Here is a 16,072-nt window from a genome sequence, read left to right as displayed (position 1 = left end):
TCATTGTAAAACGTCTATTCAGAACGACGATGTTGCTCATTACCACACTCATCTAAAGGCTTTTCCGGGCGATGCTGACATGACTCACATGTCGGATCAGCACATGTTACTTCGACCCACTCATTACAAGTGGCACAGTACAATGCATCATAATCATCCGAAAAGCGCAGTAGCTGTACACATATCGGACAATAATCACGTAAGTCCTCGATGTCAATGAGACGGCGGTCCATCGCTAAAAAAGTCCCTTCAATCGCTGCACGATCCAACGCTAACTCCCCCTTATTTGTCCCTATAGTATAGCATAGAAAAAAACAAGGAGTTGTCTAAAAGCCTGAAATAATCAGGTGCTAGACAACTCCTTGCTGACGTTAGGAAAGTGTTCATTTTTATATGAAAACGCTATGATTGATGCTCATCATCACGACCAATACAGCGCTCACATTGCGTATGAATTGATTCTACTTTTTCTCGGATTTCACTACCACATTCACAACAAATTTTCGGTTCTCTTTGACGTTTTTCCATCAAAATCCCTCCATTTTTTGTTAAGCTAGTTGTTTATATCCCGAAAGCGTAAGGAACTCTTCAAAGTCATCTTGCTGTACTAAATCTTTAAAGATTTGTACCGCTTCATTGAATTTCGATGCATTGTACGCTTCTTCACCAAATTGGTCTTTTAGCTTTTGCATCTCTTCTTCAATCGTTTGTTCGACTAATGCTAATGTAATGTCGCGACCATCGTCTAGTTTACCAGCTTCTAGACGAATCCACTGCCATACTTGTGTACGAGAAATCTCAGCTGTTGCCGCGTCCTCCATTAAATTATTAATCGGTGCTGCCCCTTGACCGCGAAGCCATGACGCAATATATTGAATGCCGACGCTACAGTTGACACGTAAGCCTTCTTCTGTAATCGTACCTGCTGGAACTTCTAACAAATCTTCTGCCGTTACTTGAACGTCCTCGCGTTTTTTATCGATTTGGTTCGGATTAGGCATATATTTATCAAATTGCTCCATCGCTACTGGCACTAAGCCTGGATGCGCTACCCATGTGCCATCATGACCATCCATCGCCTCGCGTTTTTTATCTTCGCGTACTTTCGCAAAGGCAATGTCATTTGCAGCTGGATCATCTTTAATTGGAATTTGTGCCGCCATCCCACCAATTGCTGGTGCGTTGCGCTTATGGCATGTTTGGATACATAGCGACGTATACGCACGCATAAATGGTGATGTCATTGTCACTTGACCGCGGTCTGGTAAAATAACACCGTCTTGGTTGCGTAGACGTTTAATATAACTAAAAATATAATCCCATCGACCGCAGTTCAGACCCGCCGAATGCTCGCGTAATTCATACAGAATTTCATCCATTTGGAATGCCGCTGTAATCGTTTCGATCAGTACGGTCGCTTTAATTGTACCGCGTGGAATTTCTAAAGCATCTTGCGCAAAGTTGAAGACATCATTCCACCAACGAGCTTCTAAATGATGCTCTAGTTTCGGCAAGTAGAAATATGGACCTGTGCCGCGTTCGATAGCTTCCTTCGCGCTATGGAAGAAATACAAGCCGAAGTCGAAAAGACTCCCAGACATTGGCTCGCCATCGATTTCTACATGCTTTTCAATATAGTGTAAGCCACGAGGACGTACTAATAATGTCGCATGTTCTTTATTTAGGCTATATTCCTTGCCTGCATCATTCGTGAATGAAATCGTTTCACGAATTGCATCAGCCATATTGATTTGTCCTTCAATCATATTCTCCCACGTTGGACTTGTCGCATCCTCGAAACAAGCCATAAACATTTTCGCACCAGAATTCAATGCATTAATCACCATCTTACGATCAACCGGTCCTGTGATTTCTACACGACGGTCTTGCAAGTCTTTTGGTAACGGTGCAATCGTCCAATCCCCTTCACGAATGCTTTTCGTGTCATCCAAAAAGTGCAGTTGCTCCCCAGCATCCAGACGCGCTTGTTGTTCTTCACGCGCTTTCACTAATTCAATACGGCGCTCATTAAAGTTCTTTTGTAGTAACGCTAAAAACTGTAATGCCTCAGGCGTTAGTACGCGTGCTGTATTGTCATTTTGTTCCCCTGTAATACGGATATGTGCAGTCGTTTGTTGTTGCATGTGAATTCCCCTTCCCCAATGTGAAATATAAAAATAATCTATACTGCGGCTGTAAGCGATTTCCTTCATTGAGTTAGACATCACGATACGGAGGCGCCCATATCGTGATAACCTACGTGCCAAAAAATTTAATCCCGCAGTATAGATCAGTTATGAAAAATTAGAATTGTGCCGTTTCAGTTGAACCAGCCATTGCCGTTGTAGAAGATGTACCGCCAGAAATAACTTGTGATACTTCATCAAAGTAACCTGTACCTACTTCACGTTGGTGCTTCGTCGCTGTATAGCCTTTAGACTCTGATGCGAACTCAGCTTGTTGAAGTTTAGAGTATGCTGCCATACCGTTATCTTTGTAGTCATTTGCAAGCTCGAACATTGAGTGGTTTAATGCGTGGAAGCCAGCTAATGTTACGAATTGGAACTTGTAGCCAAGTTTGCCTAGCTCACGTTGGTATTCAGCAATTTCATCTGTTGAAAGATTTGCTTCCCAGTTGAATGATGGTGAGCAGTTGTATGCTAACATTTTTCCTGGGTATTGTTCGTGAATTGCATTCGCGAATTGACGCGCTTCTTCTAATGATGGTTTCGATGTTTCACACCATACTAAGTCAGCGTAAGGCGCGTATGCTAAACCACGAGCGATTGCTTGGTCGATACCTGGATTTGTACGGTAGAAACCTTCTGGTGTACGTTCGCCCGTTAAGAACGGTGCATCGTATGGATCGATATCAGATGTAACCATGTCTGCTGCGTCTGCATCTGTACGTGCGATGATGATTGTATCAACGCCCATTACGTCTGCTGCTAAACGAGCTGCTACTAAGTTACGTACCGCTGTTTGAGTTGGTTGTAATACTTTACCACCTAAGTGACCACATTTTTTCTCAGAAGCTAATTGGTCTTCTAAGTGAATACCTGCTGCACCAGCTTCGATCATGCCTTTTACTAATTCGAATACGTTTAGTGGGCCACCGAAACCAGCTTCTGCGTCAGCTACGATTGGTGCAAACCAGTCGAATTCGCCGCCGCGACCTTCAGCTGTATCAATTTGGTCAGCGCGTTGTAACGTTTGGTTAATACGTTTTACAACTTGTGGTACAGAGTTTGCTGGGTATAATGATTGGTCTGGATACATTTGACCTGCAATGTTGGCATCTGCTGCTACTTGCCAGCCTGATAAGTAAATCGCTTGTAAGCCTGCTTTTACTTGTTGCATTGCCTGGTTACCAGTTAAAGCACCTAATGCGTTGATGAATGGCTCAGAGTGTAGTGAGTTCCATAAGCGAGCTGCACCGCGTGTTGCTAGTGTTTGTTCAACTAATACAGAACCACGTAATTTTAAAACTTCTTCCGCGTTGTAAGGGCGTGTTACACCTTCGAAGCGAGCCTCTTTCCATTGTTGCTCTAATTGTTGTGCTGTTTGATTTGTCATTATAATTCCTCTCCCTCTATCTGATAAACTTAACAACAATGTTCTGTTTCCGTGTTGCATAACAGTTGTTGTTTGTTGTAAACTACTATATAACAAAGAGTGAATTTTTGTATTATTTTTTGGATAAAATACCCATTCTTCAAGATAAAACGGTATAATGCTAGATGAAACCGTTTTAATTCTACTTCAGGAGGTAATGAAATGACTGTAACAGCTACACAACTACATGATGTATTAGTACAATATCAAGTTTTATGGGAAGATTGGATGCCAAAAGATGCCACGATTGCCTTAGCGTATGAGGAACAATATATTTATTACGCCCCAAAGCATTATGATATACAGGTTCAACTCGGCTCAAAACCAAGTGAAACGAGCATTGCTTATCAAACGATTACGCAAAAACAAAAAATTGCACAAATTATTAACGACCCACATACCGGTACGTCCTACTATGGTGTGGGCTATCCGATTACGATTCAAGAGCGCGATGCGGCGTTAATTGTCGTCTTACCTCCATCTTATGCTAAACATAAAAACCCCATGCTCAAGTTTGTCACAGGTCGCCTTGAAGACGAGTGGATGCCTGTCGCTGTGTCAACCATTGCCTATTTTGAAAGTTATAATAAGAAGAATTGGTTTTATTTAGATAATGAACAATACCAAGTATCGTTAACAATGAAAGAATTATCCGAGCGATTACCTGAAGAATTTATTCGGATTCACCGTTCATTTATCGTTAATATTCATAATATTTCAAAAATATCACGTGATGTCACATCGAACCTTGTTATTGTGACACGCTCCGGCGATCATTTGCCCGTTAGTCAAAGCTATGTGGCTGATTTACGGAAAGTACTCGAATTTTAATATTTTCTTAGCGAGAAATCGTGCTACGGCGCGGTTTCTCTTTTTATTTTCATAAAAGAGTTGAAAATTCACGTCAATTTTATATAATAAATAACGTTTGAGTAAACTTTAAGTTTGGTTAAAGTAAACTTTCTTTACTAGAAGTATGGTTAAAGTAAACTTTCTTCACTCAAAGTTTACTTATAGTAAATGACGAGGAGCAACGATATGCAAATCGGAAAAAAAATAAAACGTCTGCGCCTGAAAAAAGGCCTCACGCAAGAGGAACTTGGTGAACGCACAGATTTAAGTAAAGGATATATTTCGCAACTTGAACGCGATTTAAATTCCCCATCTATTGAAACACTTTTTTCATTATTAGAAGTACTTGGCTCAACGCCAAAAGAATTTTTTGATGATGATGCGACCGAGCAAAAAGTCGTTTATATGGAAGAAGATCAAACATTGTATACCGATGAAGAAAAAAACTTCCATTTACAATGGCTCATTCCAACATCGAATGAAAAAGAAATGGAGCCGGTGTTGTTAACATTTGACAATCACGGTGAGTTCAAATATTTTGAGCCATCGCAATCGGAAACATTTATTTATGTAATGGAAGGTCGCCTACGCCTTGAGCTTGGCAAAGAGCATTATGTCGCAACAAAAGGTAATGCACTTTATTTTGAGGCTTCCGACCACCACCAATTATTCAATGACTATGCTGGGCAGACGAAAATTTTACTCGTCGCAACAGACTCATATTTGTAATTAGGAGGATCTTATGGACACGATTATTCGTTTTGACAACGTATCAAAAGCATATGACGACGGCACAGTCGTTTTAAAGGACATCAGCTTCGAAATGGAGCGCGGAAAATTCTATACATTACTTGGCCCCTCTGGCTGCGGGAAAACGACAATTTTACGTTTAATTGCCGGCTTCATGGAACCATCACAAGGTGGTATTTATTTTAACGGCAATAAGATCAACAACATTCCTGCCAATGAACGCCAAGTGAATACCGTTTTCCAAGACTATGCACTATTCCCTCATTTAAATGTTTTTGAAAACGTTGCATTTGGTTTACGTATTCAAAAAATCAAAGAAAAAGACATTAAAGAACGCGTCGAAGAAGCATTACGTTTCGTCAACTTAGCAGGCTATGGTACACGAGAAATTCAAGAAATGTCTGGTGGTCAGCGTCAGCGTGTAGCGATTGCACGCGCGATTGTTAATGACCCTGAAATCATTTTATTAGATGAACCATTATCAGCGCTTGATTTAAAACTGCGTACTGAAATGCAATATGAATTACGTGAATTACAACAACGCCTCGGTAAAACATTCGTCTTTGTCACACATGACCAAGAAGAAGCACTCGCAATGAGCGACGAAATCTTCGTCTTAAACCAAGGTACAATTCAACAAAGTGGCTCACCCGTTGATATTTATGATGAACCAATCAATCGCTTCGTTGCCGATTTCATTGGGGAATCAAACATTGTCGAAGGAACGATGGAACGCGATTTTGAAGTATCCTTTATCGGCAAAACATTTGAATGTGTAGACCAAGGACTAAATCCACATGAAAAAGTAGATGTTGTCATTCGCCCTGAAGATTTGGAAATTACAACCGTTGAACATGGCAAAATTACGGTCACCGTTGATACGCAACTATTCCGCGGCGTTCACTACGAGTTATCGACCTATGATGATAATGGCAATGAATGGCTCATTCACTCGTTGAAAAAAGCTGATGTTGGTGCAAAAATCGGCTTAGACTTCGAACCAGATGCGATTCATATTATGCGTCTGAATGAAACAGAAGAAGAGTTTGATGCACGCCTTGAATCATATGGAGACGAAGAACATGCAAAATAAGCGTAGCGGTAGTATCACGCTCGTACCTTACTATGTCTGGATTGCCCTCTTTGTTATCGCACCAATCGTCTTAGTTGGCTACTATTCACTACTCGATTTAGAGGGTAATTTTACGCTAGAAAACTATAAAAACTTTTTAACACCCGTCTATTTAAAAATGACGCTAAGCTCGTTTTGGTATGCATTTTTAATTACCACTGTCTGTTTAGTCGTTTCGTATCCAGCAGCATTTATTATTTCACGCTTAAAAAACAAACAGCTCTGGCTCATGTTAATTATTATTCCATCATGGATTAATCTACTATTAAAAACATACGCATTTATCGGAATCCTTGGCCAAAGCGGTCCTATCAATGCCTTCCTAGCATCAATAGGATTTGAAAAACAGCAAATGCTCTTTACAAGCGCAAGCTTTGTCTTTGTATCTGTCTACATTTTCATTCCGTTTATGATTTTACCGATTTTCAATTCAATCGATAAATTAAGCCCTGCATTGTTAGATGCCTCTCGCGACTTAGGAGCATCTCGCCTTTATACATTGCGCCGCGTCATGATTCCGCTAACGATGGATGGCATTAAAGCTGGGATTCAAGCCGTTTTTATCCCGGCCTTATCACTATTCATGATTACACGCCTTATCGCTGGTAACCATGTCATCACGCTTGGTACAGCGATTGAGCAGCAATTCCTCGTGACGCAAAACTGGGGTATGGGTTCTACGATTGCGGTATTCTTAATCATCTTTATGTTTATCATCATGGCCTTTACCGGCGAAAAGAAAAAGAAAGGAGCATCTCGCCGTGGCAAAAATTAATACGAGCTCTAAAATTTATTTAACACTTGTCTTTATCGTGTTATACGCGCCGATTTTCTTTTTGATTTTCTATTCGTTTAATAGCGGCGACTCGATGACAAACTTTCAATCGTTTACATTAGATCACTACAAAGACGTCTTTGCTGATTCTCGCCTTGTCGTCATTTTATTAAATACCGTTGTTGTCGCGCTATTATCAGCTTTAATCGCAACGATCATTGGGACGATGGGTGCCATTGGTATTCAAACGATGCGTAATCGCAAGCTGCGCAACACCGTTTTATCATTAAACAATATTTTAATCGTTAGCCCAGACGTTATTATCGGGGCATCGTTTTTAATTTTATTCACAATGGTCGGTATCAAGCTCGGTTTCACATCGGTACTTTTAAGCCATATTGCGTTTAGTATTCCGATTGTTGTCATCATGGTGCTACCAAAAATGCAAGAAATGTCGAATACATTAATCGATGCGGCACTTGATTTAGGTGCATCGAAAAAAGAAGTATTAACACGCGTGATTTTACCGTATATTCAACCTGGTATTTTCGCTGGCTTCTTTATGGCCTTAACGTATTCACTTGATGATTTCGCTGTCACATTTTTCGTCACAGGTAACGGCTTCTCAACCTTATCTGTTGAAATTTATTCAATGGCACGCGCTGGCGTATCGTTAACGGTCAATGCACTGAGCGGAATTGTTTTTGCGGTGACGATGTTGCTTGTACTCGGCTACTATTTCGTCACAACACGCAAAATGAAAGGAGTGCGTAAATAATGAAAAATCTTGTCAAAGCGATAATTGCGATTGCCATTATTTGCGCTGCACTGATGTATACTGTGCACTCTCTTGACAAAACATCATCAAAAGCTGGTGCCAATGTTTTAACCGTCTACAACTGGGGCGAATATATCGATCCCGCGCTACTGAAAAAATTTGAAAAAGAAACCGGCATTCATGTCATTTACGAAACATTTGATTCAAATGAAGCAATGATGACGAAGGTCGAACAAGGTGGTACAAATTATGATATCGCCGTTCCATCTGAATATACAATCGAGCAAATGAAAGACAAAAAATTGTTGCTACCGGTCGATCATCAAAAAATACCTAACTTAAAAAATATCGATGCAGATTTTTTAAATTTAGATTTTGATAAAAAGAATCACTATTCGATTCCATATTTCTGGGGTACGGTTGGTGTCGTTTACAATCCGAACATGTTAACGAAAAACTTAGATTTCTCGTCATGGAATCAACTTTGGGACCCTTCATTAAAAGGAGAAATTTTACTTGTCGATAGCGCACGTGAAGTGCTTGGCATGAGCTTAAATAGCATGAACTTATCGCTAAACTCAACCGATTCAGCGGAGCTCAAAAAGGCAACCGACAAACTCATCAAACTATCACCCAATGTCAAAGCGGTCATTGGCGATGAAGTGACGCAATTAATGGTCAATGGTGATGCTGCTGTCGCCCTTACTTGGTCTGGTCAAGCAGCCGATATGATGTATGACAATGAAGAATTGACCTACACCGTTCCAGATGAAGGCTCAAATTTATGGTTTGATAATATGGTCATTCCAAAAACATCGAAAAATGTCGACGGCGCGCATCAGTTTATTAACTTTATGTTAGATCCTAAAAATGCGGCACAAAATGCCGATTATGTTGGTTATTCAACACCAAATAAAGCCGCACTAAAATTATTAGACGCTGAAGTAGTCAATGATGAGCGCTACTACCCTTCTGCTGAAGTACGTGATAATTTGCACGTCTATAAAGATTTAGGCAAAGAAAAAATCGGCGAATACAACGAACTATTTTTGAAATTTAAAATGTCATTACAATAACGACTACTGAAACCCGTGCAATCGCGCGGGTTTTTCTACGACTTTTAACTGAAGTTGTTCGGCGCTCCTTGCGACAACTAGCTGATGCACGCTATAATTTAGCTACACGAAAAGCTTGAATTAAAGAATTTTGAAGGAGTTGCGTATGAATACTCATAATCGTTTTGCCCTTATGTTATTAATGTTCATCATGTTTATTACGATGAGCGGTATCGGCTTAATCGTGCCAATTATGCCATTATATTTACAAGCATTTGGTGCAGCCGGTCAAGTACTTGGCTTTTTAATCGCCATCATTGCATTTGCACAATTTATTTTCTCTCCACTCGCTGGTAATCTCTCTGACCGTATCGGCCGTAAAAAACTCATTGTATTCGGCTTGATTGTCAACGGTGCTGCACAAATTGGTTTTGCGCTCTCTGGTCAGTTAGTTGAGCTGTTCTTTTGGCGTTTCTTAACAGGCGTCGGTTCAGCATTTATTATGCCTTCTGTCATGGCGTATGCGGCAGATATTACGACGCTTGAAGAACGTGGAAAAGCAATGGGGCTTATTGGCGCTGCAATTTCATTTGGCTTTATGATCGGGCCTGGTATCGGTGGTGCGCTTTCAAATGTTAATCTTCACTTCCCGTTTTATTTTGCTGGGAGTGCCGCAATTTTAACAGCTATTGTAGCGCTGATTTTCTTACCGAAAACAACACCAGCAATGGCCCCAACTGCTTCGAAAGCATCGAATAATATCGCCAAAGAACTTGTACGTTCGGTGAAAAAACCGTATTTTGTCATGCTCATCGTTGTCTTTATTTTCTCATTTGGTATTTCAAATTTCCAAGCAACATTATCGATGTATTTAACTTATAAATTTGATTACTCACCAAATGATATTGCGATTTTAATGACCGTTGGTGGCTTCGCCGGCGTCATCATTCAAGGCGTACTACTCGGCCGGTTATTCAAACGTTTTGGCGAACTACGCATCGTCTTATGGAGTCTTGTCGTAGCAGCCATTACGTTTATTTTAATGATTTTCATGAGCGGTTATTTTGTCATTTTATTTGTCGCTACGCTATTCCAAATTGCTACGACACTTATTCGCCCGGCCATTAATACGCTCGTATCAAAATCGGCTGGTAATGAACAAGGTTACGCCGCCGGTATGAACAATGCTTATATGTCACTCGGCAATATGATTGGCCCAGCACTCGCTGGGACGTTATTAGATTGGAAACTTGATTCACCGTTTATTTTAGGAGCCATCATTCTATTTGTTGGTTATATTATTTTATTCGCTTGGTCACGAAAACAAGCATCGTTATAACAAAAAAAGTAGGAATCGTCTAACATGACGGTTCCTACTTTTTTGTTAAGCACCTTTAAATTGACGTAAAAATCCTGCCACATAGGCGACATTTACAGCCAATAGCCGCTCATCCGGACTCATATGCGCGTCGTGTAAGCCATACGGTGTATTTGCACCGGCCCAAAACATCGCACCGGGTAGTTCTTTTAAGAAAAAGCCAAAATCCTCACCGGTCATCGCAACATCACATTCATAGGCCGTCACTGCTGGCGTTTTTTCAGCATACGCTAACAATGCGCGCGCACACGCTGCGTCATTGTACACTTGATAATACCCAGAACCCCAATCAATTGTCACGTCACAATCATAGGCAAGTTCCGTAGCGTGGCACAACTTCACAATTCGCTCTTTAATCAAGGCCATCGACTCCGCTGACATCGTACGAATCGTGCCTTCTAACCGTGCATGTTCAGCAATAATATTTTGTACGACTCCACTTGTCATCTTGCCAATTGTTACAACGCCGCTATCTAATGGGTCAACATTGCGACTAACGATCGTTTGCAATTGTAAAATTAAATTAGCAGCCGCAACCGTCATATCTTTTGTTAAATGTGGGCGCGCAGCATGACCACCTTGCCCTTTCAAATCAATAAATAATTCAGACGTATTCGCAAATAGCATACCCGGGCGCGTCGCTACCGTACCAACGGGATATTCTGGTGCTACGTGGCATGCAAAAAGATAATCCGGCAATAAATCAGGGCGTTCATTTTTCATAAATTCAAGCATCGGCTTCGCACCACCGGGACTTTCTTCAGCGGGCTGAAAGTAAATAATGATTGTATTATCTGGCTGTTCCTGTGCAAATTCTTGCACAAGCCCAAGCGCAATTGTCATATGAAAGTCATGCCCGCATGCATGCATAAACCCTCGATGCTTCGACGCAAAATCAAGTCCCGTTTCTTCTGAAATCGCAAGCGCATCGATATCGGTACGCCAACCAATTTTTAGCTGCGGATTTTTTCCTGCAATCGTTAAAATAATGCCGGTACGCCACGTATCTACCGTAAAATAAGGCTGTGCTAATGATGCAATAACATCTAATAAATAAGCTTGTGTTTTAAATTCCTGAAAACCAAGCTCTGGAATTTGGTGTAGCGCTCTACGAATTGCGACTAATTCTTTCATATTCATCATTCTCCTTATCAAAAAAAGCCGCCTCAAAAACACTTGAGACAGCTTACGTTATGATTAAATTTTGCGTAAATCTTGCATAATTTCTGTTTTTGACTTCGTTTTTTCGTCGATTTCTTTAATGACTTTCGCTGGTACGCCAGCCACTACTGTATACGCTGGTACATCTTTTGTAACAATTGCACCTGCCGCCACGACCGCACCTTCACCAACATGGACGCCTTCTAAAAGAACGGCATTTGCACCGACCATTACATTATTTTCAAGAATAACTGGATCTGCACTTGGTGGCTCAATAACACCCGCTAACACCGCACCTGCTCCGACATGACAATCTTCGCCAACTGTTGCGCGACCACCTAATACTGCATTCATATCAATCATTGTACGTGCACCAATTTCTGCACCAATATTAATAACCGCACCCATCATAATAACGGCATGCTCTCCAATCATTACTTCATCACGAATAATTGCACCCGGTTCAATACGCGCATTGATTCCTTTTAAATCAAGCGTTGGTACTGCTGAATTACGGCGATCATTTTCAACTACATAGTCTGTAATAACTGCTTTATTCGCCTCTAATGCCGCTTCGATTTCATGCCAATTGCCAAAGACAACAGCGGTATTCTGTTCGCCAAATACCGTGGTATTTGGACCAAAATCAAGCGCCGCGACACGTTCACCTTTAATGTAAACTTTAACCGGTGTTGCTTTTTCTGCATTTGCTAAATAAGCGATAATTTCCTGTGCATTTAATTTTTCCATCGTGACAAATTCCTCCTATGTAATGAAATATGTTTCATTGTACATGATTTTATGAGAAATTTCATTCGAAATTATTCGAAAAGTCATATTATTTTCTATTTATTGTTCGAATAATCGTATAGACATTGTGCCTGTTGTTTCACAATATCGGTGAATGCTTGCACTTGGCGTAATTGAAGTGATGATTCATAGCCAATTAGCCACGTATCACGCGTTAATTCAAAATCCTTTGAGTCCGCATTTAAATTAATACGATTGACATTTTCGGTACCACTTAACGTAATCGATGGTAAAATCGCATAGCCAATGCCATTGAGTGCCATTTGCTTACACGTCTCAATTTGGTCTACTAAAATTTGATGTTTTGGATTCGATGTGAAGTGACGTTGCCACCATTGTTGAATTTCTTGAAAGTAATTTGAATCACTTTTAAATTGAATAAATGGACGCTCCGTTTCAAAAACTTCTTCAAGCGTTTCAATTTCCGTATCTACTAAATACAATGTATCGCGGAATAAATGCTCTTTTGGCCCCTTCCAATCGGTATTACCACGAATAATACCAATATGCGCTTCGCCTTCATAAATTGCACGTAAGATTTCCGAGCTCCATCCCGTAATAAGCGACACTTTCGCATCGGGATACTGCGTCACAAATTCCTTTAACACTTTTGGCAACCACGTATGCCCTACAATTGAGGCACAAGCAATTTTCAACGTGCCGTGTACTTTAGAATTAAGTGCCTGTAGTGTTTCAAATACTTCCTCGCGGCGCGCAATCATTTCATTTGAATATTGAATCACAAGCTCGCCAGCAGGTGTTGCTGTCAGCCCTTTTTGTGAACGTAAAAATAGCTTTGCGCCCCAATCTTTTTCAATCGTTTGCAGACGTTGCGACAATGCCGGCTGCGATAAAAATAAGCGTTCAGCAGCGCGGCGCATATTTCCTTCTTCAGCGAGGGTTTTCATAATTTCTGCTTCAGATGTTGTCATGCTCAAACTCCTCCTTGCTCCATGATTTCATTTTAACAGAGTACAAAAAAAGAGACATCAATTGATGCCTCTTGTCATTACGATTGATATACATATTTTTTTAATTGTTTTAAAATAACGCGTCTCGTCATGATGCCACAAAATTTCCCACTGTCGTCGACTACGCATAAAAATGCATGATTGATTACTAAATCTAGCGCTTTTCTAAACGTTTCGTGCACGTTCAATGTCGCAATATTTACATCCATGACTTCGTCAACTACTTTATCAGCTAACTGGTCGTATTCGATGCGTTCTAAGCCTAAAATGGAGTCCATAATCATGCGAGCGCTGATTAGGCCACAAAATCGGTATGTTGGATCGAGTACGGGAATCGCTGAATAACCACTCTTTGTAAGGACTAACAGCGCGTGTTCGACGTTGTTACCGAGTTGTACATGCGCGACCTTTTCAGCAGGAATGATAAACTCTTCTACGGGCATTTCTAAAAACTCTTTCTTGCTCAAAGAAATCATATCCCTCTACCCCTTTTATCTATTCTACGAAGTTTTACAACTTAGCTTCCAATTTATCATATCATATAAAATCCTATTTAGACTAACTAAAACGTTTCCAATTAGCCTTTTTATACATTGAATTAGACTATTTGCACAGCTGTTAATTTCCAAATTTGGAATAAAAAAAGGAATGACGCGTACGCCATTCCTTTTAGTAACACTTACTCTTCATCGTTTAAGACGCGGTAAGCTTGCTTTAAAAATGTTTCTTGGCTATTGATTTGCTTATCGTCAGCGGCTGCTTTTTTATAATGATAAACACCATTAGCGTCTTGAACACGCGCCTTCACATTATCAGCAAGCTCTAAATCAATTGTTTCTAAAATACGTTTTTTAATACCCGCATCAAAAATTGGGAATAAAATCTCCACACGCTTAATCATATTTCGCGTCATCATATCCGCTGAAGATAAATACAATTTATTTTCACCGTTGTGATGGAATAAATAAATGCGTGAGTGCTCTAAGAAACGGCCAACGATACTCGTCACCGTAATGTTATCGCTAATGCCTGGAATTCCTGGGCGTAAACAGCAAATGCCGCGAATAATTAAATCGACTTTCACACCTGCAATCGACGCCTCATACAATTTCATAATTAAATCTTTATCAGTCAATGAATTCATTTTCGCACGAATGTAGCCATTCCCAAACTGTTGTTGGAAGGCGATTTCTTCATCGATTAAATCTAAAAACTCATCGCGAATATCAAATGGCGACACGACTAAATGGTCAAAGTTTGGCTTTTCAGTATAACCACTTAAATAATTAAAGAAGTTTGTCGCATCCGCACCAATTTTTTTGTTCGTTGTAATGATGCCCATATCGGTATAAATTTTAGCGGTCGCATCATTGTAGTTCCCTGTACCAAGATGCACAAAGCGCTCGATATTCCCCTGGCGCTTGCGCACGACTAATGTAATTTTTGAGTGCGTTTTTAAATTGTGCATGCCATAAATAACGAGGCAACCTGCTTGTTCAAGCTCCTTAGCCCAGTGCACATTATTTTCTTCATCAAAACGCGCTTTTAATTCAACAAGCACCGTTACTTGCTTTCCGTTTTCAGCGGCTTGTTTTAAGGCACGAATAACCGGTGAATTACCGCTCACGCGATACAATGTTTGCTTGATTGCTAACACATCTGGGTCTTGCGCTGCTTCGGTTACAAAATCAACAATCGGCTGGAACGATTCATATGGATGATGGAAAAATAAATCTTCCTTCAACGCCTTCTCAAATAAATCTTCATCCGACTCAAGCGATAGCGGCACTTGTGGGATAAAGCTTTCGTATTCAAGTTGCTCACGACCTTCTGCTATCACTTTGCAGAACCCAAAAAGGAATGTTAAATCAAGCGGGCCATCTAAACGGAACACTTGTGCATCCCAATCTTCTAGCTCTTCTAACAGATATTTCAGCATATCGTCATCCATCTCGCCAGAGCGTACTTCAATACGTGTTGTTGCACCCCACTTACGTTTTTTCAGTTCTTTTTCAATTTCAACTAATAAATCGCGGGCGCCTTCTTCATGAATCGTTAAATCGGCGTTGCGTGTTAAACGGAATCCTTGCACAGATTTCACTTTGTACCCACGGAACATTTCATCGATATTTTGCACGATAACATCTTCTAATAATACACCATGAATTTCATGTTGCGCGCTTGGCAGTTGAATAAAACGATCCAACACAGACGGTACTTGCACGATGGCCATTTTTTTACGCAGCTCTTCATCTTCCTCATCTTCACGTTCTAATAACACGATTAAGTTTTGCGTCTTATTTAATAACGTTGGGAATGGGCGATACGCATCGACTGCAATCGGTGTTAACACTGGGAAAATGGTTTCATCAAAATAGTTTTGAATGTACGCTTGTTGCTCCTCTGTTAACGTATCCGTCTTTTGAATAAATACGCGTTCGTTTGGCAATTGTTGCAACACTAATTCTTTATAAACATCAATTTGGCGCGTAATTAATTGACGTGTGCGCGCTTCAATACGCGCAAGCTGTTCTTTTGGCGTTAAGCCCGATTTATTTTCAGGTTTATGGAATCCAGCTTTCACTTGATCTTGTAAACCGGCAACACGCACCATGAAAAACTCATCTAAATTCGAGCTAAAAATTGCTAAAAATCGGAGGCGTTCTAATAGTGGATTGCGCTCATCCTCTGCTTCTTCTAAGACACGTTCATTAAATGCTAACCAACTTAATTCGCGATTGTTATAATATTTCGGTTGCTCAATTTCTTGTAATGTAGCTAACTTTTGATTCATA

16 protein-coding genes are annotated in these 16,072 nt (G+C 40.4%); 7 read left to right on the top strand and 9 right to left on the bottom strand.

Annotated elements, in window-relative coordinates:
• Positions 1-14: 14 nt before the first annotated feature.
• The 4 genes from V514_RS0102390 to aceA all read right to left on the bottom strand — a co-directional run bounded on the left by V514_RS0102390 (position 15) and on the right by aceA (position 3,576).
• Positions 15-269: a hypothetical protein gene (locus tag V514_RS0102390; protein WP_029498098.1), complete on the bottom strand. Its 255-nt coding sequence runs from the start codon at positions 267-269 to the stop codon at positions 15-17.
• 133 nt (positions 270-402) lie between these two features.
• A complete protein-coding gene (locus tag V514_RS20190) occupies positions 403-528 on the bottom strand; it encodes a hypothetical protein (RefSeq protein WP_152528931.1) in 126 nt (41 codons plus the stop codon).
• A 20-nt stretch (positions 529-548) separates the two neighbouring features.
• Positions 549-2,144 (bottom strand): malate synthase A, encoded by a 1,596-nt coding sequence (gene aceB, locus V514_RS0102380; protein ID WP_029498097.1) that lies wholly within the window; start codon positions 2,142-2,144, stop codon positions 549-551.
• Between the two features lie 160 nt (positions 2,145-2,304).
• Positions 2,305-3,576 carry an isocitrate lyase gene (aceA, locus tag V514_RS0102375; protein WP_029498096.1) on the bottom strand — a complete coding sequence of 424 codons (1,272 nt, stop codon included), beginning with the start codon at positions 3,574-3,576 and terminating at the stop codon, positions 2,305-2,307.
• Between the two features lie 201 nt (positions 3,577-3,777).
• On the opposite strand from aceA, the gene V514_RS0102370 reads away from it, so the two are divergent.
• The 7 genes from V514_RS0102370 to V514_RS18730 all read left to right on the top strand — a co-directional run bounded on the left by V514_RS0102370 (position 3,778) and on the right by V514_RS18730 (position 10,296).
• The gene (locus V514_RS0102370) at positions 3,778-4,446 is read left to right on the top strand and encodes a LytR/AlgR family response regulator transcription factor (protein ID WP_029498095.1); all 669 of its coding nucleotides are present in this window, start codon (positions 3,778-3,780) and stop codon (positions 4,444-4,446) included.
• Between the two features lie 207 nt (positions 4,447-4,653).
• Entirely contained in the window at positions 4,654-5,196 is a 543-nt protein-coding gene (locus V514_RS0102365) for a helix-turn-helix domain-containing protein (protein WP_029498094.1), read from the top strand.
• Between the two features lie 13 nt (positions 5,197-5,209).
• Positions 5,210-6,310, top strand: coding sequence for an ABC transporter ATP-binding protein (locus V514_RS0102360; protein ID WP_029498093.1), 1,101 nt, complete (start codon positions 5,210-5,212; stop codon positions 6,308-6,310).
• Positions 6,300-7,124 carry an ABC transporter permease gene (locus tag V514_RS0102355; protein ID WP_029498091.1) on the top strand — a complete coding sequence of 275 codons (825 nt, stop codon included), beginning with the start codon at positions 6,300-6,302 and terminating at the stop codon, positions 7,122-7,124. Before V514_RS0102360 ends, V514_RS0102355 begins: the two co-directional genes overlap by 11 nt.
• Positions 7,111-7,902 (top strand): ABC transporter permease, encoded by a 792-nt coding sequence (locus V514_RS0102350; protein WP_029498090.1) that lies wholly within the window; start codon positions 7,111-7,113, stop codon positions 7,900-7,902. Before V514_RS0102355 ends, V514_RS0102350 begins: the two co-directional genes overlap by 14 nt.
• A complete protein-coding gene (locus tag V514_RS0102345) occupies positions 7,902-8,978 on the top strand; it encodes an ABC transporter substrate-binding protein (protein WP_029498089.1) in 1,077 nt (358 codons plus the stop codon). The genes V514_RS0102350 and V514_RS0102345 overlap by 1 nt, the downstream gene beginning before the upstream one ends.
• A 145-nt stretch (positions 8,979-9,123) precedes the next feature.
• Positions 9,124-10,296 carry an MFS transporter gene (locus tag V514_RS18730; RefSeq protein WP_035944179.1) on the top strand — a complete coding sequence of 391 codons (1,173 nt, stop codon included), beginning with the start codon at positions 9,124-9,126 and terminating at the stop codon, positions 10,294-10,296.
• Positions 10,297-10,341: 45 nt separating this feature from the next.
• On the opposite strand, the gene V514_RS0102335 is transcribed toward V514_RS18730, so the two are convergent.
• The 5 genes from V514_RS0102335 to V514_RS0102315 form a co-directional block, all read right to left on the bottom strand.
• Entirely contained in the window at positions 10,342-11,469 is a 1,128-nt protein-coding gene (locus tag V514_RS0102335; protein WP_029498087.1) for an N-acetyldiaminopimelate deacetylase, read from the bottom strand.
• A gap of 63 nt (positions 11,470-11,532) precedes the next feature.
• Positions 11,533-12,246: a 2,3,4,5-tetrahydropyridine-2,6-dicarboxylate N-acetyltransferase gene (gene dapD / locus V514_RS0102330; protein WP_029498086.1), complete on the bottom strand. Its 714-nt coding sequence runs from the start codon at positions 12,244-12,246 to the stop codon at positions 11,533-11,535.
• 95 nt (positions 12,247-12,341) lie between these two features.
• A complete protein-coding gene (locus tag V514_RS0102325) occupies positions 12,342-13,238 on the bottom strand; it encodes a LysR family transcriptional regulator (RefSeq protein WP_029498085.1) in 897 nt (298 codons plus the stop codon).
• Between the two features lie 77 nt (positions 13,239-13,315).
• Positions 13,316-13,753 (bottom strand): cyclic-di-AMP-binding protein CbpB, encoded by a 438-nt coding sequence (cbpB, locus tag V514_RS0102320; RefSeq protein WP_029498084.1) that lies wholly within the window; start codon positions 13,751-13,753, stop codon positions 13,316-13,318.
• A gap of 203 nt (positions 13,754-13,956) precedes the next feature.
• Entirely contained in the window at positions 13,957-16,071 is a 2,115-nt protein-coding gene (locus V514_RS0102315; RefSeq protein ID WP_029498083.1) for an RNA degradosome polyphosphate kinase, read from the bottom strand.
• Position 16,072: the final 1 nt, after the last annotated feature.

This window comes from Kurthia huakuii LAM0618 (genome assembly GCF_000505545.1).
Classification (GTDB): domain Bacteria; phylum Bacillota; class Bacilli; order Bacillales_A; family Planococcaceae; genus Kurthia; species Kurthia huakuii.
The sequence above is the reverse complement of the archived record's forward strand: the minus strand, read 5'-3'. Positions and strand labels throughout refer to the sequence as shown.

What these genes read in the sequence shown, in the direction of transcription:
- V514_RS0102335 (WP_029498087.1), bottom strand. Translation starts at nt 11,469, where the DNA reads ATGAAAGAATTAGTCGCAATTCGTAGAGCGCTACACCAAATTCCAGAG.
- V514_RS0102355 (WP_029498091.1), top strand. Translation starts at nt 6,300, where the DNA reads ATGCAAAATAAGCGTAGCGGTAGTATCACGCTCGTACCTTACTATGTC.
- V514_RS0102315 (WP_029498083.1), bottom strand. Translation starts at nt 16,071, where the DNA reads ATGAATCAAAAGTTAGCTACATTACAAGAAATTGAGCAACCGAAATAT.
- dapD (WP_029498086.1), bottom strand. Translation starts at nt 12,246, where the DNA reads ATGGAAAAATTAAATGCACAGGAAATTATCGCTTATTTAGCAAATGCA.
- cbpB (WP_029498084.1), bottom strand. Translation starts at nt 13,753, where the DNA reads ATGATTTCTTTGAGCAAGAAAGAGTTTTTAGAAATGCCCGTAGAAGAG.
- aceB (WP_029498097.1), bottom strand. Translation starts at nt 2,144, where the DNA reads ATGCAACAACAAACGACTGCACATATCCGTATTACAGGGGAACAAAAT.
- V514_RS0102345 (WP_029498089.1), top strand. Translation starts at nt 7,902, where the DNA reads ATGAAAAATCTTGTCAAAGCGATAATTGCGATTGCCATTATTTGCGCT.
- V514_RS18730 (WP_035944179.1), top strand. Translation starts at nt 9,124, where the DNA reads ATGAATACTCATAATCGTTTTGCCCTTATGTTATTAATGTTCATCATG.
- V514_RS0102360 (WP_029498093.1), top strand. Translation starts at nt 5,210, where the DNA reads ATGGACACGATTATTCGTTTTGACAACGTATCAAAAGCATATGACGAC.
- V514_RS0102325 (WP_029498085.1), bottom strand. Translation starts at nt 13,238, where the DNA reads ATGACAACATCTGAAGCAGAAATTATGAAAACCCTCGCTGAAGAAGGA.
- aceA (WP_029498096.1), bottom strand. Translation starts at nt 3,576, where the DNA reads ATGACAAATCAAACAGCACAACAATTAGAGCAACAATGGAAAGAGGCT.
- V514_RS20190 (WP_152528931.1), bottom strand. Translation starts at nt 528, where the DNA reads ATGGAAAAACGTCAAAGAGAACCGAAAATTTGTTGTGAATGTGGTAGT.
- V514_RS0102370 (WP_029498095.1), top strand. Translation starts at nt 3,778, where the DNA reads ATGACTGTAACAGCTACACAACTACATGATGTATTAGTACAATATCAA.
- V514_RS0102365 (WP_029498094.1), top strand. Translation starts at nt 4,654, where the DNA reads ATGCAAATCGGAAAAAAAATAAAACGTCTGCGCCTGAAAAAAGGCCTC.